The organism is Baekduia soli, assembly GCF_007970665.1.
GTDB classification, from domain to species: Bacteria; Actinomycetota; Thermoleophilia; order Solirubrobacterales; family Solirubrobacteraceae; genus Baekduia; species Baekduia soli.
Genome location: NZ_CP042430.1, coordinates 1,096,294 through 1,115,321 on the forward strand (window position 1 = coordinate 1,096,294; position 19,028 = coordinate 1,115,321).

Consider the following 19,028-nt stretch of genomic DNA (forward strand, 5'->3'; position numbering starts at 1 on the left):
GTGGCCCTCGCGGGCGGATACGCCGCCGACCTGGTGCTCGGCGACCCCCAGCGCGGCCATCCCGTCGCGGGCTTCGGCCGCCTGGCCCAGCGAATTGAGGCGATGACCTACGCGCCGTCGCGCGCTCGGGGCGCCGCCTACGCCACCGCGCTCGTCGGCGGCGCGGCCGCCGTCGGCGGCCTGGCCGGCCGCCGGCTCGGCCGGGACGCCGCGTTGGCGGCCGCGACCTGGATCGCGCTTGGTGGCCGCTCGCTCACGCGCGTCGCCGCCCGGCTGGCCGACGAGGTCGAACGCGGCGACCTCACCGCCGCCCGCGCGACGCTGCCCTCGCTCTGCGGCCGCGACCCCGAGGCGCTCGACGCCGACCGACTCGTGCGCGGGGCTCTCGAGTCGGTCGCGGAGAACACGGCCGACGCCGTCGTCGGCGCGCTCGTCTGGGGCGCGGCGGCGGGGCCGGCCGGCGTCCTCGGCTATCGCGCCGCCAACACGCTCGACGCGATGGTCGGCCACCGCAGCGCCCGTTACCGCGAGTTCGGGTGGGCCTCGGCCCGCCTGGACGATCTCCTGAACCTGCCCGTCGCTCGCGTGTGCGCCCTGCTGACCGTCGCCTGCTCGCCGCTGGTCGGCGGCTCGCCGAGCGCCGCGGCGCGCACCGCCTGGAACGACGGCCGCCACCACCCGAGTCCGAACGCCGGTCGCGTCGAGGCCGCGTTCGCCGGCGCGCTGACGGTGCGCCTCGGTGGGCCTCTGGCCTACGGTCGTGTCGCCGAGGAGCGCCCCACCCTCGGCGACGGGCGCGCCCCGACCGTCGCCGACCTGCGGCGCGCGATCCGCCTCTCGCACGCCGTCGGCGCAGCCGCTCTCCTGACCTGCGCGGTGCTGCGATGAAGGGCGCATTGCTCGTTGCTGGCACGCACTCCGACGCGGGCAAGTCGATGGTCACCGCCGGCATCTGCCGCTGGCTGCGTCGCCAAGGCGTGCGCGTCGCGCCGTTCAAGGCCCAGAACATGGCGCTCAACTCGGTCGTCGCGCGTGGCGGCTTCGAGATCGGCCGCGCGCAGGCGATGCAGGCCGCGGCGGCCGGGATCGAGCCCGAGGTCGCCATGAACCCCATCTTGATCAAGCCGTCCGGGGCACGGCAGAGCCAGGTCATCCTGATGGGTCGCCCGTACGCCGACGTCAGCGCCCGCAGCTACCAGGAGCTCAAGGACGAGCTGCGCCCGGTCGTCGCCGAGGCGCTGGCCGACCTGCGCGCGCGCTACGACGTCGTCGTCTGCGAAGGCGCCGGAAGCCCGGCCGAGATCAACCTCCGCGCTGCCGACCTGACGAACATGGGCCTGGCCCGGGCCGCCAACCTGCCCGTGCTGCTCGTCGGCGACATCGACCGCGGCGGGGTCTTCGCGTCGCTCATCGGGACGCTCGTCGCGCTCGCCCCGGAGGACCAGCGCCACCTCGCGGGCTACATCATCAACAAGTTCCGCGGTGACGAGTCGATCCTGGCGCCCGGACTCGAGGACCTCGAGCGTCGCACCGGCCGCCCGACGCTCGGCGTGTTGCCGTTCGTCGAGGACCTCGGCGTCGACGCCGAGGACTCGCTGGCCATCGAGACCGCCCGTCGCGACCGGCCGGGGGCGACCGGCACGCTCGACGTCGCGGTCGTCCGCCTGCGCTGGATGAGCAACTTCACCGACCTCGACGCACTGACCCACGAGCCGGGCGTACGCGTGCGCTTCACCCGCGCGGCGGCCGACATCGCCCGCGCCGACCTCGTCGTCCTACCCGGCACGAAGGCGACCGTCGAGGACCTCGAGCGCCTGCGCACCGACGGCCTCGACCACGCACTGGCCACCCGCGCCTCTACCGGCGACCCAATCATCGGCGTGTGCGGCGGCTACCAGCTGCTGGGCCGGACGATCGACGACGACGTCGAGTCACGCACGGGCCGCGTCAACGGTCTCGGCCTGCTGCCGGTGACCACTACCTTTGTCGCCGACAAGGTCCTGCGCCCCGTCACCGGCCACAGCGCGCTGCTGGACAGCGCGGTCGGCGGCTATGAGATCCGCCACGGCCGCCCCGTGGCCGCCGGTGGCAATCCGCTCATCGTCACCGCGGACGGCACGCCCGAGGGGTGCGTAGCGGGCGCGACGCTCGGCACCTCCTGGCACGGCGTGCTCGAGCACGACGACGCCCGGCGGGCGCTGCTGCGCTGGGTCGCCGCCCGCCGGGGGCTGCCGTTCGTTCCCGCCCCCCACACGACCTTCGCCGCCGAGCGTGAGCGCCAGCTCGACGCGCTCGGCGACCTCGTCGAGCACCACCTCGACACCGATCGGCTCGCCGCGCTCATCGACGGCGGCGTGCCCGACGGACTCCCCGACCTGCTGCTGGAGGGCGCCACGTGCTGAGGTTCATCACCACCGCCGACACCGAAATCCTGGCCACCGCCTCCGCCGTCCGGCGCCTGCCCGAAGCCTTTCCCACGGTGAGGTGCGCCAACCCGCAGGGCACGCGTGATCTCGACCCGTTCCTCGACGAGGTGCTGCACGGCGCCCGCGTCGTCGTCATCCGCGTGCTCGGCGGCCGGCGCGGCTGGCAGGGCGGCGTCGACCGCCTGGCCGAGCGCTGCCGGGCTGACGGCATCGCCCTGATCGCGCTCGGCGGCGAGGCGCGGCCCGACGCCGAGATGACCGTGCTGTCGACGGTGCCGGCGGGGGTGGTGGCCCAGGTCGGCGAGTACCTGCTGGCCGGCGACGTGGACAACATCGAGCAGATGCTGCGGTTCCTGGCCGACACGCTGCTCCTGCACGGGTTCGGCTTCGAGGAGCCGCAGGCGGCCGGCGACCTCGGCGTCTACCTCCCCGGCCGCGGGGACGTGACCATCGAGGAGGCGCTGGCTGGCCGTGCGGCCGACGCTCCCGTCGTCGGCATCGCCTTCTACCGCGCGCACCGCCTGACCGGCAACACGGCGTTCGTCGACGAGCTGTGCGCCGCGGTGCGCCGCGCGGGCGGCCACCCCGTCGCGGTCTGGTCGCAGACGCTGCGCCGCGACCACACCGACGGCCGCGTCCCCGCGCTCGAGCTCTTCGCGGGCCACGTCGACGCGCTCATCACCACCATGTTGGCCACCGGCGGCTCCAACCGCGGCGATGCGGCCGGGGCGACCGAGGAGGAGATGTCGTGGGACGCCTCGGCGCTGGAGGCGCTCGACGTCCCGGTGATCCAGGCCCTGACGGTGACGATGTCGCGGGCGCGCTGGGACGAGGGCAGTGAGGGCCTGCTGCCGATCGACGCCGCCACCCAGGTCGCCATCCCCGAGTTCGACGGGCGCATCATCGGCGGGCCGATCTCGTTCAAGGAGCGCGATCTCGAGGACTCGCCGGTCGGCGTGCCCGTCCCGCACTACGTCCCCGACCCGGAGCGCTGCGACCGCCTCGCCCAGCTCGTCGTGCGCCACGCCCGGCTGCGCACGCAGCAGCGGCGCAAGATCGCGATCGTCCTGACCGCGTTCCCGACCAAGCACGCGCGCATCGGCATGGCTGTGGGCCTTGACACCCCGGCCAGCGCCATCCGGCTGCTTCACCGGCTGCGCCAGGACGGCATCGACGTCCGCGACATCCCTGCCGACGGCGACGCGCTCATGCACGCCCTGATCGCCGGCGGCGGTCACGACCCCGAGTTTCTCACCGACGAGGTGCTGGCCGCCGTGCCGCTGCGGCTCCCCGTAGCCGAGTACCTGCAGTGGTACGGCACGCTGGACCCGCGGCTGACCACGTCGATGGAGGAGCGCTGGGGCCCGGCGCCGGGCGACCGCTACCGCGACGACGGCGACCTGGTCATCGCCGGTCTCGATCTCGGCGACGTGGTGGTGTTGATCCAGCCGCCGCGCGGCTACGGCGACGATCAGGTCGGCATCTACCACGACCCCGAGCTCGCGCCGGCGCACCACTACCTGGCCGCCTACCGCTGGCTCGACGCCCACTGGGGCGCCGACGCGATCGTCCATCTCGGCAAGCACGGCACGCTGGAGTGGCTGCCGGGCAAGATGTTGGCCTTGGGGGCCGCGTGCGCGCCCGACGTCGCGCTGGGCTCGATGCCGCTCGTCTACCCCTTCGTGGTCAACGACCCGGGTGAGGGCGCCCAGGCCAAGCGGCGCGCTCACGCCGTCGTGATCGACCACCTCGTGCCGGCGATGCGTCGCGCCGAGAGCTACGACGAGCTGGCCGACCTGGAGGCGCTGATGGACGAGTACGCGCGCCTGGAGGTGCTCGACCCTTCCAAGCTGCCCGGTCTCGGCGCCCAGATCTGGGAGGCGATCGAGCAGGCCAACCTCCAGGAGGACCTCGGGATTGAGAACCGGCCCGACGACGCCGGCGCCCTGGTCGAGCACCTCGACGGCTACCTCTGCGAGGTCAAGGACGTCCAGATCAAGGACGGCCTGCACATCCTCGGCGCCGCGCCCGAGGGCCCGCAGCTGCGCGGGCTGGTCGCCGCCATCGGCCGCCACGGCGTCGGCGACGTGCCCGGCCTGCGGCGCGCGGTGGGCGCGGCCTTCGGGTTGGACGAGCCCGCGCTTGTCGCCGCGCCCGGCGCACGGGCGACCGGGGGCGAGCGGCTGGTCGCCCGCTTCCGCGGCACGGCGCACCGCGGCAGCGACCTCATCGATCGCCTCGAGGAGGCCCAGCACGCGCTGTTGGTGTCGTTGTCGGAGCACGACTGGGATCCCGCTCGCCCCGAGGAGGTCTGCCGCTCGGTGCTCGGCCTCGACGACGTCGGGGTGGTCAGCGCGCTGCGCTTCGCCGCGACCGAGATCGTCCCGCGGCTGCTACGCACGACCGACGAGCTCGACAACGTGCTCGGGGCACTGCGCGGCCATCACGTTCCCAGCGGGCCGTCAGGCGCGCCGACGCGCGGGCGTCTCGACGTGCTGCCGACCGGGCGCAACTTCTACTCGGTCGACCCGCGCGCGCTGCCGTCCGAGCTGTCCTACGCCACCGGGGTCAAGCTCGCCGACGCCGTGCTCGAGCGCCATGTCGCCGACTCCGGCGCGTTGCCCGAGATGGTGGGGCTGGTCGCCTGGGGCACCGCCGCGATGCGCACCCAGGGCGACGACGCCGCCGAGGTCTTCGCGTTGCTTGGCGTGCGGCCCACGTGGCACCCCTCCTCGCGGCGCGTCACCGGCCTGGAGGTCGTGGCGCTCGAGGAGCTGGGCCGGCCGCGCATCGACGTCACGCTGCGCATCTCCGGGTTCTTCCGCGACGCGTTCCCCCACCTCATCGGCCTGCTCGACGACGCGGTGACCATGGTCGCCGGCCTCGACGAGCGCGACGCGGACAACTACGTCGCCAAGCACGCGCGGGCGCAGGCGGCACGCCTGGCCGGCGAGCTTGACACCGCCGAGGCGTGGCGGCTGAGCACGACGCGGATCTTCGGCTCCAAGCCCGGGACCTACGGCGCCGGGCTGAGCCAACTGCTCGAGACCCAAGACTGGCGCGACGACCGCGACCTCGCCGCCGTCTACGAGGCCTGGGGCGGGTTCGCCTACGGCCGCGGACTGCATGGCGTCCCGGCCGCCGGCGCGATGCGCGCATGCTTCGAGCAGATCGAGGTCGCGGTCAAGAACGTCGACTCGCGCGAGCACGACCACCTCGACAGCGATGACTACTACCAGTACCACGGCGGGATGGTCGCCACCGTGCGGGCGCTGCGCGGCGGCCGCGAGCCGGCGGCGTACCTCGGCGACAGCGCCGACCCCGAGCGCGTGAAGGTCCGCTCGCTGGCCGAGGAGACGCGGCGCGTCTTCCGCGCCCGCGTCGCCAACCCGGCGTGGATCGGCTCGATGGTCCGCCACGGGTACAAGGGCGCCGCCGAGCTCGCCGCGACCGTCGACTACCTGTTCGGCTACGACGCCACGACCGGCACGACGTCGGACTGGATGTACGAGCAGGTGGCCGAGAAGTACCTGCTCGACGAGCAGGTCGCGGCGTTCATGGACCAGGCCAACCCCTGGGCCGCGCGGGGCATCGCTGAGAAGCTGCTGGAGGCCGCCGAGCGCGGGCTGTGGGCCGAGCCGGAGGGCGGGACGCTGGAGTCGATCCGCGCGCGGTACCTGGCGCTCGAAGATCAGCTGGAAGGCGCGGCCACGTCATGAGCCGCGCACCTGCCTTTCCGCTGTCGGCGATCGTCGGCCAGGAGGACCTCGTCGAGGCCCTCCTCGTCTGCGCCGTGCACCCGGTGGTCGGCGGCGTGCTCGTCCGTGGCGAGCGCGGCACGGCCAAGTCGACGGCCGTGCGGGCGCTGGCGCCGATGCTCGGCTCCGACGCGCCGCTGGTGGAGCTGCCGTTAGGCGCGACGCTGGACCGCCTCGTCGGCGCGCTGGACGTGCGCGCGGCGCTGGGCGGCGAGCACCGGCTCGAGGCCGGGCTGCTGGCGCGCGCCGACGGCGGCCTGCTGTACGTCGACGAGGTCAACCTGCTGGGCGACCACCTCGTCGACGCGCTGCTCGACGCCGCCGCCGCAGGCGAGGTCACCGTCGAGCGCGACGGCGTCAGCGCCGTGCAGGACGCGCGTTTCCTGCTGGTGGGGACGATGAACCCCGAGGAGGGCGAGCTGCGCCCGCAGCTGCTCGACCGCTTCGGGCTCGGCGTGCAGATCACCGGACCGCGCGACGTGGCGACCCGCGTGGAGATCGTGCGGCGGCGCATGGCCTATGACAACGACCCGATCGCCTTCGCCGCAATGTGGGCCGACGCCGAGGCCGCACTGGCCACGCGGCTGGCCTCCTCTCGCGCGCGGGTCGCCGGCGTCCGGCTCGGCGACCGCGAGCTGCAGCGCATCGCCGCGGTCTGCGCGCAGCTCGACCTCGACGGCATCCGCGGTGACCTCGTCTGCGCCCAGGCCGCGTGCGCGCTGGCCGCACTCGACGGCGACGACGCGGTGCAGGACACGCACGTCGACCGCGCCGCCCACCTGGCGTTGCGCCACCGCCTGCGCCGCGACCCGCTCGCGCCGCCGCCCGACGGCGGCGACCGCGACCCGGCCATCGACGAGGCGCTGGCGGAGGCCGACGACGCGCCACCACCTCCCGCACCGCCACCGCGGGCCGAGCGCGACCCGGCGCCGGCGAGCGCGAGCGAGCCACCGGCGTGGTCGCCCGATCCCGACCTGGGCGGCACACCGCCACCGCCGCCGGCGCCCTTCGAGCCGCAGGGGCTCCCGCCCCACCTGACCACGCCGGCGCCGGTGCCGTCGCGACTGCCCGAGGCCGCGCTGCGACCGATCCGTCGTCCGCGCGGCGGGCTCGCCGTCGTCGATGGCCGCCCGGCGCACGGCGACGACGAGATCGCGGCGCTGCCCACGCTGCTCGCCGCGCTACGCGGCGACCCCGGCCCGCGCACGCCGGTCCACGGCGGCGGGCGCGGCGCGCTGCTGTGCCTCATCGTCGACACGAGCGGCTCGATGGCCGCGCATCGCCGTCTCGCGCGGGTCAAGGGCGCGCTCGAGGTCGCGTTGCGACGCGCCTACGCCCGCCGCGACCTCGTCGCCGTCGTCGCGTTCAGCGGCGAGGGCGCGCGCACGCTCGTCGCACCCGGTGACCCGCTCGAGTGCGCCGCCGGCGCGACCCGCGAGCTGCCCGTCGGCGGCCGGACCCCGCTCGCGGCCGGCCTCGACCACGCCGCCGCGCTGCTGCGCGCCGCCGACCACGGCCGCGCGGCAGGTCGGACGCGCATCGCCGTCTTGCTGACCGACGGCCGCGCCGCCGACCCCGACGGCCACGCCCGGCGCGCGCTGGCCGGCGTCGTGGCGGCCGCCGACCGCACCGTCGTCGTCGACCTCGAGGAGGGCCGTGCCCGTCTGGGCCTGGCCTCCGCGCTGGCCGACGCCGCCGGCGCCGACCTGACCCGCCTCGTCATCCCCGAAAGGGCCGCATGAGCGACACCACCAACGACCAACGCCCGCCGGGCTACGTCGCGCGCTGTTCGCTGCGCGGCGCCGGTTCCTCCCAGGACCCCGAGGACGCCCCGATCGAGCACCCGATCGCGCTGCTGCGCAACACGGCGCCGGGGGTCGACGTCCCGCATTCGGCCGACGACCGGGGCACCGCCGAGCCTCGCCGGCGCAAGCCGCGCGACCGCCCGCTGCTCGTCGTGGTCACAGGGGACGGCAAGGGCAAGAGCACATCGGCCTTCGGGATGCTCCTGCGCTCCTGGAACCGCGACTACCGCTGCGGGGTTGTGCAGTTCATCAAGTCCGGGAAGTGGAAGGTCGGCGAGCAGCGCGCCGCCGAGGCGCTCGGCGGGATCGACTGGATGAAGACCGGCGACGGCTGGTCGTGGATCTCCAAGGACCTCACCGAGTCGGCCGACCTCGCCCGCGCCGGCTGGGAGCAGGTCAAGGCCTTCATCGCGCAGGAGCGCTACGAGTTCCTCCTGCTCGACGAGTTCACCTACCCCATGAAGTGGGGCTGGGTCGACGTCGACGACGTCGTGCAGACGCTCGTCGACCGGCCGGGCTTCCAGCACGTCGTCGTGACGGGTCGCGACGCCCCACCGGCGCTGATCGAGGCGGCCGACCTCGTCTCCGAGGTGACGCTCGTCAAGCATCAGATGGAGCAGGGCATCCGCGGCCAGCAGGGGATCGAGTGGTAGAGGTCCTGCTCATCCTCGACGGCGCCAGCGACCCGTGCGGCGAGAGCCTCGCCCAGGCCCGGATGCCACACCTCGACGCGCTGTCGCGGGCGGGCGAGGTGACGCGCCTGACCACCGTCCCGCCCGGCCTGCAACCCGGCTCGGAGAGCGCGATCCCCGTCCTGCTCGGCCACACGCCCGCGGCGCCGGTCGACCGCGCCGCGATCGAGGCAGCCGCGCACGGCATCGACATCGGCGAGGCCTGGCGTGTCGACGTCCGGACCGCCGATGGCACCCGCGCCGACGCGACGGCCACGGCCCATGCCGCCGACAGGCTGCGCGACGCCGGACACCGGGTCCACCACCTCCGTGGCCACCGCCTGCTGGTGGCCGGCGCAGCTCCGGTGGCCACCGACGAGCTGGTCGTCTGGCCGCGCGGCGCGACGCTCCCGCGCGTGCTCGACGCGCGCACGCTCGTCATCGGCGCCCGCGGCGCGGCCATCGGGATCGCGCGCCTGCTCGGCGCCGACACCGTCGTCCCCGACGCCGCGACCGGCGACGTAGACACCGACCTGGCCGCCAAGCTCGACGCCGCCCGCGCGGGCGTCGCCGAGCGTCGCGACCGCGTCGTCGTTCACGTGGGCGGCGCCGACGAGGCCGCCCACCGGCGCGACCGCGCCGCCAAGGTCGCCTTCCTCGAGCGCGTCGACGCCGAGCTCATCGGGCCGCTCGCGGCGCTCGTCGACGACGCCGACGGCACGCTGCGCATCTGCCCCGACCACGGCTGTGACCCGGACACCGGGCGCCACGACGCCGTGCCTGTCCCTCACGTCCGCTGGGGACCGGCCCGGTCGGCGGTGCCCGCGTGATCCCGCGCCTGGTCGTGGCCGGCACCAGCAGCGGCGCGGGCAAGACGACCGTCGCCTGCGGCCTGATCGGCGCGCTGCGCCACCGCGGCCTCACCGTCCAGGGCTTCAAGGTCGGCCCCGACTACATCGACCCCAGCCACCACGCGCTGGCCGCCGGGCGCCCAGGCCGCAACCTCGACGCCTTCCTCAGCGGCCCCGAGCTCATGGTTCCGCTCCTGCGCCACGGCGGTGCCGGCGCCGACATCGCGATCATCGAGGGCGTCATGGGCATGTTCGACGGCGCCTCCGGGCGCGGCGAGCTGGCCTCCACCGCCCACGTCGCCAAGCTCCTGGACGCCCCGGTCCTGCTCGTCCTGGACGCCTCGGCCATGGCCCGCTCCGCAGCCGCCATGGTCCACGGGTTTCGCACCTTCGACCCCGACGTCAACGTGGCCGGCGTGGTGTTCAACAAGGTCGGCTCCGACACCCACGAGCAGCTCCTGCGCGAGGCCGTCGCCGACAGCGGCCTTCCGGTCCTCGGCGCGCTGCGCCGCGACGAGCGTGTCGTCACGCCCGAGCGTCACCTCGGCCTCGTGCCCGTCGCCGAGCGCGAGCCCAAGGCCCGCGCCGCGCTCGACGCCCTCGCCGAGGCGATGGCGCGCCACGCCGATCTCGATGCGGTCGTCCGCCTGGCCGGCAGCGCGCCCGAGACGCCCGGCCCTGCGTGGCGCCCCGACGCCGACGGGCCGAGAGTGGGTGAGCGGGGACAGGTCCGCGTCGCCGTCGCCAGGGGGCCGGCGTTCTCCTTCCACTACCAGGAGAACCTCGAGCTGCTTACCGGCGCCGGCGCGCAGCTGGCCGAGTTCGACCCGCTGACCGACGCGCACCTGCCCGACGGCGCCGGAGCCCTGGTGCTCGCCGGCGGCTTTCCGGAGATCTTCGGCGAGCAGCTCGCGGCCAACGCGACGCTGCGCGAGGACATCCGCCGCTTTGCCGCCGCCGGCCGGCCGATCCTGGCCGAGTGCGGCGGGCTGCTGTACCTGTGCGAGGAGCTCGACGGCCACGCGATGTGCGGCGTGCTGCCCGCGCGCGGCACGATGACGGAGGGCCCTCTGACCCTCGGCTACCGCGAGGCGGAGGTCGCCACCGCCACCCCCTGGCTGACCCCTGGTCAGCGCGTCCGCGGCCACGAGTTCCACTACTCCAAGGTGCAGGCCCGCGATCCGCGCGCGCCCGCGGCGTGGCGGCTCTCGACGCGCGCGGTCTCCAAGCCCGAGGGGATCGTCCGCGGCGCCGTCCAGGCGTCCTATCTGCACGTCCACTGGGCCGCCCACCCGGCGATCGCGCACGCCTTCGCCCGCGCGGCGGCGACCGCTTCGGCACGCGACGCGGCCGCATGACCCTGACGCTCGTCCTCGGGGGCACCCGGTCGGGCAAGAGCGCGCACGCCGAGGCGCTGGCCGCCGCGACGGGTCTGCCCGTGCGCTACGTGGCGACGGCCGACGGCAGCGACGCGTCGATGCGCGCGCGCATCGACGCGCACGTGGCCCGGCGCCCAGGGTCGTGGTCGACCGTCGAGGCCGACGGCAGCCTCGCCGAGGCGGTCTCCGGCGCGCAGGACTGCGTCCTGGTCGACGGCCTCGGGCCGTGGATCGCCACCCGGATCCATCGCGGCGGCGGCTTCGGCGACCCGTCGCGCCTGCCGGCGATCGCGCAGGAGATCGCCGACGACCTCGACCGTACCACCGCCACCCTGACCACGGCCGCGCACGCCATCGTCGTCGCCGAGCAGGCCGGTGAGGGCGTGCTGCCGCCCGACGCCGCATCCCGGGCGTGGCTCGACCTGCTCGGCGATGCGACGCAGCGCCTCGCCGCCCACGCCGACCGCGTCGACCTGATCGTCGCCGGACGCGTCGTGCCGGTCGCCGGCTCCGCTCCCGGCCCTGCCGATGCCGCGCTACGGCGCCACGGCGACCGTGACGTGCGGCCCGGTGATGCCGATCACGCCGTCAACGTCGTCGCCGGCGGGCCGCCGCGCTGGCTGCAGGCGGCGCTGAACGGCGCCCTGGCCGAGGTCGGACGCTACCCCGACGAGCGACCGGCGATCGCCGCGATCGCCGCGCTGCACGGCCGCGCATCGGGCGAGATCGTGCCGACCAACGGCGCCGCCGAGGCGCTGTGGCTGCTCGGGCCGGCACTGCGCCCCACGTTGGCCGCCTGCGTGCACCCGGGCTTCACCGAGGCCGAGGCCGGCCTGCGCGCCCACAGCGTACCCACCGTCCGCGTGCAGCGTGACCCCGACCGAGGCTTCGCGCTCGAGCCCGACCGCGTGCCCGACGCGGCCGACCTCGTGGTCGTCGGCAACCCCGCCTCCCCGAGCGGCACCCTGGATCCCGCGACCGCAGTCCTGGCCCTGCGCCGTCCGGGACGGGTCGTCGTCGTCGACGAGGCGTTCATGGACCTCGTGCCCGGCGAGCCGGGCACCCTGGCGCGCCGGGCACTGCCCGACGTCATCGTCGTGCGCTCGCTCACCAAGGTCCTCGGCATCCCAGGCCTGCGCGCGGGCTACGCCATCGCCCACGCCGAGATCGCCGAGCGCCTGCGCGCCGTGCGGCCCCCATGGTCCGCGAACACCCTGGCCTTGACGGCCCTGGCTGCGGCCGCCGCGGCGCCGTCCGAGCTCAGTGCCATCGCCCGGCGTGCCGCCGACCAGCGCCAGGACCTGCACGCGCGCCTGGCGGCCATCGACGGCGTGCGCATCTGGCCGGGCGCGGCCAACTACGTGCTCATCGCCGTCGATGACGGCGAGGCGCTGGTTGCCGCCCTGCGCGCTCAGGGGATCGCGGTGCGGCCCGCCGCCTCATTTCCCGGCCTCGACGCCCGCCACGTCCGGGTCACCGCTCGCGACCCGGGAGCCAACGCGCGGCTGGCCGACGCGGTCGCCGGAGCGCTCGCATGACCATCACGGTGGTGGGTATCGGCGCCGACGGATGGGCCGGCCTCGCCGGGCCCTCACGGGATGCACTCGCGCGCGCTCGCATGATACTCGGGGCCGAGCGCCAACTCGGACTGCTGCCACCCGAGATCGCGGCTGAGCGCCGGGCCTGGCCCTCGCCCATGGAGACCGCGGTCGACGAGGTCGCCTCGGGAAGCCTGGGCGACGTGGTCGTGCTCGCCAGCGGCGACCCGACGCTGCACGGCATCGGAGCCACGCTAGTCCGCAAGGCCGGCACCGACCAGGTGCACGTCCTGCCCCACCCGTCGTCGTTCTCGCTGGCCTGCGCCCGCCTGGGCTGGTCGCAGGCCGACGTCGAGCTCGTCAGCCTCGTCGCCCGCCCGCCCGAGACCGTCATCGCTTCGCTGCAGCCCGGCCGGCGCCTCGTCGTCCTGGTCACCGGCAGCGACGGGGCCGCCCGCCTCGCACGCGTGCTCGCCGAGCACGGCTTCGCCGCGAGCCCGTTCGTCGTCCTGGAGCAGCTCGGCGGCCCGGCCGAGCGCCGCGTCGAGACGACGGCGGGCGAGGCCACCGGCCTGGTCGCTGACGCGCTGCACCTCGTCGCGGTTACCGTCACCGGAGCGGCCGGGCACCCGCGCACGCCCGGGCTGCCCGACGACGCCTACAGCTCCGACGGCCAGATCACGAAGCGCCACATCCGGGCGCTCACCGTCGCCGCGCTGGCCCCGCGGACCGGTGAGCGGCTGTGGGACGTCGGCGCCGGATCGGGCTCGGTGGCCATCGAGTGGCTGCGCATCGAGCCCAGCGCCGAGGCCATCGCCGTCGAGGCCCGCGCCGACCGTGCCGAGAACATCTCCGCCAACGCGCTCGCGCTCGGGGTCCCGCGGCTGCAGATCGTGACCGGGAACGCCCCCGGCGCCTTCGCCGGCCTGCCCCGTCCCGACGTCGTCTTCGTCGGCGGCGGCATCACCACGCCGGGCCTGCTCGACGCCTGCTGGTCGGCGCTGCCCGACGGCGGTCGCCTGGTCGCCAACGCCGTCACGCTCGAGGGCGAGCGCGCCGCGGCAGCCGCCCGTGACGTCCACGGAGGCACGCTGACCCGCATCGACCTCGCCCACGCCGAACCCGTCGGGACGTTCACCGGCTGGCGAGCGCAGATGACCGTCATCCAATGGGCGACCGTGAAGGGAGCCTGACCGTGCCCGCCGTCGTGCACTTCATCGGGGCCGGCCCGGGCGCCCCGGACCTGCTCACCCTCCGCGCCGCGCAACTGATCGCCGCCGCGCCCGTGTGCGTGTACGCCGGCGCACTGGTGCCCGACGAGATCCTCGCCCACGCCCCGGCCGGCGCCCGGCTGGTCGACACCCAACACCTCCATCTCGACGAGATCGTCGCCGAGTACGTCGCCGCCGACGAGGCGGGCCTTGACGTCGCCCGCCTGCAGTCGGGTGACCTGTCCATCTACTCCGCGGTCGCCGAGCAGGCCCGCCGCCTCGACGAGCTCGGCATCGCGTGGGACCTCACGCCCGGCGTGCCCGCCTTCGCCGCCGCCGCCGCGGCCCTGCGCACCGAGCTGACGATCCCCGAGGTGGCCCAGACCGTGATCCTCACCCGCCACGGCCGGCGGGCATCGGCGATCCCACCCGGCGAGGAGCTGGGCTCATTGGCCGCCCACGGCGCCACGCTGGTCATCCACCTCGGCACACAGGCCATCGACGAGATCGCCACGGCATTGATCCCCCACTACGGCGCGAACTGCCCCGCCGCGGTCGTCGCCCGCGCGAGCTGGCTCGATGAGCTCGTGCTGCGCGGCACGCTCGCCGACATCGCCGGGCGCGTCCAGGACGCGGGCGTGCGGCGCACCGCCACGATCCTCGTCGGCCCTGCGCTGGCCGCCGCAGGCTTCCGCAACAGTCACCTGTACTCCAAGGCCCGCGCGCGCGAGTGATGCGGGAGCTGCTGCTCATCGGCATCGGTGCCGGCGATCCCGATCACGTCACGATCCAGGCCGTGGCCGCGATCAACCGATTCGACGTGCTCTTCCTGGTGACCAAGGACGGGACGGACGAGCTCGTCGCTCTGCGCCGCGCGATCGTCGCCCGCCATCGCACCACCGGCCCGTACCGCGCGGTCGAGCTGGCCGACCCGCCGCGCCCGTGGCGGGACGCGCCCGACTACCGCGCCGCCGTCGCGCACTGGCGCGAGCAGCGGCGCGACGTGTGGGGCGCGGAGGTCCGCTCGGAGCTGGCCGACGGCCAGACGGGCGCGTTCCTCGTCTGGGGCGACCCGTCGTTGTACGAGTCGACGCTCGCCGTCGTCGCCGAGCTGGCCGACGACACCATCACCTACGACGTGATCCCGGGCGTCAGCGCCGTCCACGCGCTCACCGCCCGCCACCGCATCCCGCTCAACCGTGTCGGCCGGCCGGTCCTCATCACGCCGGCCCGGCTGCTGGCCGGCGGCCTGCCCGACGACGTCGACGACGTGGTGGTCATGCTCGACGCCGGTACGGCCTTCGCGACGCTCCCGCCGGATGGCCTGACGATCTACTGGGGCGCCTTCCTCGGCACCGAGGACGAGCTGCTCATCGCCGGCCCGCTGGGCGAGGTCGCCGGCGAGATCGTGCGCGTCCGCACGGAGGCCAAGCAGCGCAAGGGCTGGATGTTCGACACCTACCTGCTGCGCCGCGAGCGATGAGCGGACGCGTCCTCATCCTCGGCGGGACGGCTGAGGCGCGTGCACTGGCCGCCGAGCTGCAGGGCGCGGGGATCGCGGTCGTCTCGTCGCTGGCCGGCCGTGTCGCCCGTCCGCGGCTCCCCGTCGGCGAGGTCCGGATCGGCGGTTTCGGCGGGACCGAGGGACTCGCGACGTGGCTGCGCGAGCACGCAGTGGCCGCCGTCGTCGACGCGACACACCCGTTCGCCCAGCGCATCTCCGCGTCGGCCGCGACCGCGGCCGCGGCGACCGGGACGCCGCTGCTGCGCCTCGAGCGCCCCGGCTGGACCGCCGGCTCCGGTGACCACTGGACCTGGGTCGACGACCTCGACGAGGCCGCACGCGCCGTCAACGCGGCGGCCGCGCGCAGGGTCCTGGTAACCAGTGGACGCCAGGGCCTGGCCGCCTTCGCCGCGCTTGACGCCTGGTGCCTGATCCGCTGCGTCGACCCGCCCGATGCGCCGTTGCCGCGGGCGCACCAGGTCGTGCTCGACCGCGGCCCGTACACGCTGGCCGGCGAGCGGGCGCTGCTGCGCGAGCACGAGGTCGACCTGCTCGTCACCAAGGACAGCGGCGGCGACCACACCGCGCCCAAGCTCCAGGCCGCGCGCGAGGCCGGGATCGAGGTGGTCGTCGTGCGCCGCCCACCGCGGCCCGTGACGTCGACCGTGGCCGATGTCGCCCGCGCCGCCGCCTGGGCCGTGGCTCAGGTCTCGGGGTAGCTGCGCGGCGTGTAGACCTTCGCCGCGTGGCCGTTGCACGCGGCGATCACGCGCGTCGTCGACGAGCCGACGATCAGCAGCGTCCGCATGTCCACCAGGTGCACGTCGACGGCGCCGAGCGTCGTGATCGTCACCACCTCCTCAGGCGAGCCGACCGCGCGGGCGATGACCACCGGCGTCTCGGACGTACGGTGGCGGCGCAGGACGTCGAGGGCCCGGACCAGCTGGTCGCGCCGCGTGCGCGAGGCCGGGTTGTAGAGCGCGAGCACGAGGTCGCCGGCGCCCGCGGCGTCCAAGCGCTGCTCGATCACCGGCCACGGCTTCAGGATGTCCGACAACGAGACGACAGCGAAGTCGTGCCCGAGGGGCGCGCCGACGCGGGCCGCCGCGGCCTGCATCGCCGACAGCCCCGGCACGACGCGCACGTCGACGTGCCCGAGCGCGCCGTCGGCCGCCTCGAGCTGCTCGAGCACCGCGGAGGCCATCGCGAAGATCCCCGGGTCACCGGAGGAGACGACGGCCACCCGCGAGCCATCGGCCGCCAGTTCGAGCGCGTGGCGGGCCCGGTCGGCCTCGACGCGGTTGTCGGTGGCAAACCGCCGTTGCCCGGCTCGCGCCGGTATGCGGTCGACGTAGGTCTTGTAGCCGACCACGACGTCCGCGGCGGCCAGCTCAGCGCGGGCCTCGGGCGTCAGCCACTGCGGCCCCGCGGGCCCGAGGCCGACGACGGCGACCGAGCCGGCGGCCATCACGGCGGGCTCGGTGCCCCAGGTTCCGGGGACCAACACGAGCGACATGTAGGGGACGCTCTCCGGATCGACATCGGCCAGCGGGACGACGCGCTGGACGGCCGAGCTGGCCCGCTCGACGTAGATGGCGCGGTCGGTTACGTCGGCATCGCGAGCGGCCTCGACGAGGCCCGGGAAGGTGCGCCCCAGCTTCATGATGACCGCGGCGTCGCTGTCGCGCAGGCGCTGGGCGAGCTCGTCGCGGCTCAGCGTCGCCGGGATGATGGTGAGGACGTCGTCGCGCTTGACCAGCGGCACGCCCGCGGCGGCTGCGGCCGCGCTGAACGATGTCACGCCCGGCACGACCTCGGTCTCATAGCGATGCGCGAGGCGCTCGTGGACGTACATGTAGGAGCCGTAGAAGAACGGGTCGCCCTCGCACAGGACCACGACGTCGCGACCGGCGTCGAGGTGCTCGGCGAGCTCGGCGGCCGACCGGTCGTAGTACTCGGCGATCGCCGCCTCGTAGCCGCCTGGGTGGTCGGCCGGCTCGATCGTCATCGGATAGACGAGCTTGACCTCAAGCACCCCTTCGCGAAGGTGCGGGTCGGCGATCGTCCGCGCGACGCCCCGGCTCGTCGTCGGGCTCGTGGTGCGCTTGGCCACCGGGTAGGCGATGACGTCGGCCGCGGCGATCAGCCGCTGGGCCTTCAGCGTGACGAGCTCGGGGTCGCCCGGCCCCACCCCGACCCCGTATAGGCGCCCGGCGGTCATTCGGCGGCGCTGGCTAGGGCGTTGACGGCCGCGGCGGCCATCGCGCTGCCCCCGCGACGGCCGTGGACGACCACGTGCTCGAGCGCCGCAGGGTGCTCGGCCAAGGCGGCCTTGGACTCGGCGGCCCCGATGAACCCCACCGGGATGCCGATGACGGCGGCCGGCGGCGCGACGCCGTCCTCGACGAGCTCGAGCAGCCGGAACAGCGCCGTCGGCGCGTTGCCGACCACCACGACCGATCCGGGCAGCAGCTCGCGCCAGAGCTCGAGCGCCGCCGCCGTCCGGGTCGTGCCGAGCTCCGCGGCCAGGCCGCGGACCGACGGATCCGACAGCGTGCACACGACGTCGTTGCCTGCAGGCAGCCGCGAGCGGGTGACACCAGACGCGACCATCGACGTGTCGCAGAGGATCGGGACTCCCGCGCGCAGTGCCCGCTCGCCGGCGGCGCCGAAGCCGTCGGAGGCCGCGATGTCGTCGACGAGGTCGACCATGCCGCAGGCGTGGATCATGCGCACGACGACGCGCTCGAGCACCGGGTCGAGGCCGTCCAGCCGGGCCTCGGCGCGGATGGTGGCAAACGACCGCCGGTAGATCTCCGCGCCGTCTCGGATGTAGTCGATCATCTCGGGCTCCTGGCGATGCCTCGCTCGATCGCTGCGTCCGGACGACCGCAGCCGCGCTCGCAGGCCGACCAGTGCTCGGGCGGGGCTCCCGGCGCGCGCTGCGCCGCGCGGCGGGTCGCCTCGGCGCGCACGTTGAGCTCGGCGCGCGGGCACGCCCCGATCCCCGCGCACGCCGACAGCCCCCACCAGCCTGACGACTCCTGGGTCACGAACCCCTTGCGGTCCAGCACGGAGAGCAGGTCGCCACCGCGGTCGCCCGCGAACGTCACCGTGCGGCGGGCGGAGAGCCGGACGTCGGGCTCGCCGTGGGCGGCCACCACGTCGAGGAGCCGAAGGTCGAGCCGTCCGAGCGGCGGCAGCACCGTGACAGCGTCGTGGTGGACGCCGAGCCTGATCGCCGGCGCTCGCGGCGCGGCTCCCGGGACGACACGGCCGCCGAGCCGCCTGGCGACCCGCTGCGGACCGTCGGGGATGTCGGCGATCCGCCACGCTCCGTCGGCGTGCGCGAGGAACGTCCGCGCGGCGTCGAGCATCGACGCCGCGTCGCCCCGCAGCGTGGTCGGGCGTCCGTCGAGAATCAGGATGTCGTCGATGACCGCGACGTCGGGCACCGGCCCGGTCGTGGGGCCCACGCCGAAGAGGAACCGGCCTGACAGCTGGACGAGCGCGGGGTCGGCGCAGAGCAGCCGGTCGAGCTCGCCGACCAAGGCCTGCACCTCGGGTCCGGCCCACGGCGCGGCGGCGATGTTGCGCACGCGGTCGTGTTCCGGTGAGGGCAGCAGCCCGCCGCACCACAGGACGTCGGCGACCTCGGTGGCCGCGGCGGGATCAAGGCCGCGCACCTGGACGTTGGCTCGCGAGGTGATCTCGACGAGCCCGTTGCCCAGAGCGGCCGCGGACCGGACGGCCGACAACCCCCGGGTGGTGAGGATGCCGCCGGGAAGCCGGACGCGCGCGAGCCCGCCGTCGCCCGCGGGGTGCAGACGCAGCACCCCGGGGCAGCGATCGGCGGGCGCGCGCGCCATCGGCGTCGACATCGGG

15 protein-coding genes are annotated in these 19,028 nt (G+C 75.2%); 12 read left to right on the top strand and 3 right to left on the bottom strand.

Features of this window, described 5'->3' with window-relative positions; all coding sequences use genetic code 11:
* Genes FSW04_RS05110 through FSW04_RS05165 form a run of 12 tightly spaced genes read left to right on the top strand, consistent with a single transcriptional unit; the run spans position 1 to position 15,862 of the window.
* Positions 1 to 888 (top strand): cobalamin biosynthesis protein, encoded by an 888-nt coding sequence (locus FSW04_RS05110; protein ID WP_146916926.1) that lies wholly within the window; start codon positions 1 to 3, stop codon positions 886 to 888.
* A complete protein-coding gene (locus tag FSW04_RS05115) occupies positions 885 to 2,402 on the top strand; it encodes a cobyric acid synthase (RefSeq protein ID WP_146916929.1) in 1,518 nt (505 codons plus the stop codon). The genes FSW04_RS05110 and FSW04_RS05115 overlap by 4 nt, the downstream gene beginning before the upstream one ends.
* Positions 2,396 to 6,145 (top strand): cobaltochelatase subunit CobN, encoded by a 3,750-nt coding sequence (gene cobN / locus FSW04_RS05120; protein WP_146916931.1) that lies wholly within the window; start codon positions 2,396 to 2,398, stop codon positions 6,143 to 6,145. The genes FSW04_RS05115 and cobN overlap by 7 nt, the downstream gene beginning before the upstream one ends.
* Positions 6,142 to 7,926 carry a VWA domain-containing protein gene (locus tag FSW04_RS05125; RefSeq protein ID WP_146916933.1) on the top strand — a complete coding sequence of 595 codons (1,785 nt, stop codon included), beginning with the start codon at positions 6,142 to 6,144 and terminating at the stop codon, positions 7,924 to 7,926. Before cobN ends, FSW04_RS05125 begins: the two co-directional genes overlap by 4 nt.
* Positions 7,923 to 8,642 (top strand): cob(I)yrinic acid a,c-diamide adenosyltransferase, encoded by a 720-nt coding sequence (cobO, locus tag FSW04_RS05130; RefSeq protein WP_146916935.1) that lies wholly within the window; start codon positions 7,923 to 7,925, stop codon positions 8,640 to 8,642. Before FSW04_RS05125 ends, cobO begins: the two co-directional genes overlap by 4 nt.
* Positions 8,636 to 9,490: an alkaline phosphatase family protein gene (locus tag FSW04_RS05135; RefSeq protein WP_146916937.1), complete on the top strand. Its 855-nt coding sequence runs from the start codon at positions 8,636 to 8,638 to the stop codon at positions 9,488 to 9,490. Before cobO ends, FSW04_RS05135 begins: the two co-directional genes overlap by 7 nt.
* On the top strand, positions 9,487 to 10,869 hold the full coding sequence (locus tag FSW04_RS05140) for a cobyrinate a,c-diamide synthase (protein ID WP_146916939.1): 1,383 nt from the start codon (positions 9,487 to 9,489) through the stop codon (positions 10,867 to 10,869). Before FSW04_RS05135 ends, FSW04_RS05140 begins: the two co-directional genes overlap by 4 nt.
* A complete protein-coding gene (locus tag FSW04_RS05145; protein ID WP_187369261.1) occupies positions 10,866 to 12,428 on the top strand; it encodes a bifunctional adenosylcobinamide kinase/adenosylcobinamide-phosphate guanylyltransferase in 1,563 nt (520 codons plus the stop codon). Before FSW04_RS05140 ends, FSW04_RS05145 begins: the two co-directional genes overlap by 4 nt.
* On the top strand, positions 12,425 to 13,621 hold the full coding sequence (gene cbiE / locus FSW04_RS05150; protein WP_146916942.1) for a precorrin-6y C5,15-methyltransferase (decarboxylating) subunit CbiE: 1,197 nt from the start codon (positions 12,425 to 12,427) through the stop codon (positions 13,619 to 13,621). Before FSW04_RS05145 ends, cbiE begins: the two co-directional genes overlap by 4 nt.
* A gap of 2 nt (positions 13,622 to 13,623) precedes the next feature.
* Entirely contained in the window at positions 13,624 to 14,373 is a 750-nt protein-coding gene (cobM, locus tag FSW04_RS05155; protein ID WP_228430907.1) for a precorrin-4 C(11)-methyltransferase, read from the top strand.
* Positions 14,370 to 15,122 carry a precorrin-6A synthase (deacetylating) gene (gene cobF / locus FSW04_RS05160; protein ID WP_146916946.1) on the top strand — a complete coding sequence of 251 codons (753 nt, stop codon included), beginning with the start codon at positions 14,370 to 14,372 and terminating at the stop codon, positions 15,120 to 15,122. The genes cobM and cobF overlap by 4 nt, the downstream gene beginning before the upstream one ends.
* On the top strand, positions 15,119 to 15,862 hold the full coding sequence (locus tag FSW04_RS05165) for a cobalt-precorrin-6A reductase (protein WP_146916948.1): 744 nt from the start codon (positions 15,119 to 15,121) through the stop codon (positions 15,860 to 15,862). Before cobF ends, FSW04_RS05165 begins: the two co-directional genes overlap by 4 nt.
* Here the strand turns inward: FSW04_RS05165 and FSW04_RS05170 are convergent.
* From FSW04_RS05170 to FSW04_RS05180, 3 genes are read right to left on the bottom strand one after another with little or no spacing between them, the layout of a single operon-like run.
* Positions 15,847 to 17,364, bottom strand: a complete 1,518-nt coding sequence (locus FSW04_RS05170; protein WP_146916950.1) for a precorrin-2 C(20)-methyltransferase — start codon at positions 17,362 to 17,364, stop codon at positions 15,847 to 15,849. The genes FSW04_RS05165 and FSW04_RS05170 overlap by 16 nt on opposite strands.
* Entirely contained in the window at positions 17,361 to 17,987 is a 627-nt protein-coding gene (locus tag FSW04_RS05175) for a precorrin-8X methylmutase (protein WP_146916952.1), read from the bottom strand. Before FSW04_RS05175 ends, FSW04_RS05170 begins: the two co-directional genes overlap by 4 nt.
* Positions 17,984 to 19,012 carry a precorrin-3B synthase gene (locus tag FSW04_RS05180; protein ID WP_187369262.1) on the bottom strand — a complete coding sequence of 343 codons (1,029 nt, stop codon included), beginning with the start codon at positions 19,010 to 19,012 and terminating at the stop codon, positions 17,984 to 17,986. Before FSW04_RS05180 ends, FSW04_RS05175 begins: the two co-directional genes overlap by 4 nt.
* Between the last annotated feature and the right edge of the window lie 16 nt (positions 19,013 to 19,028).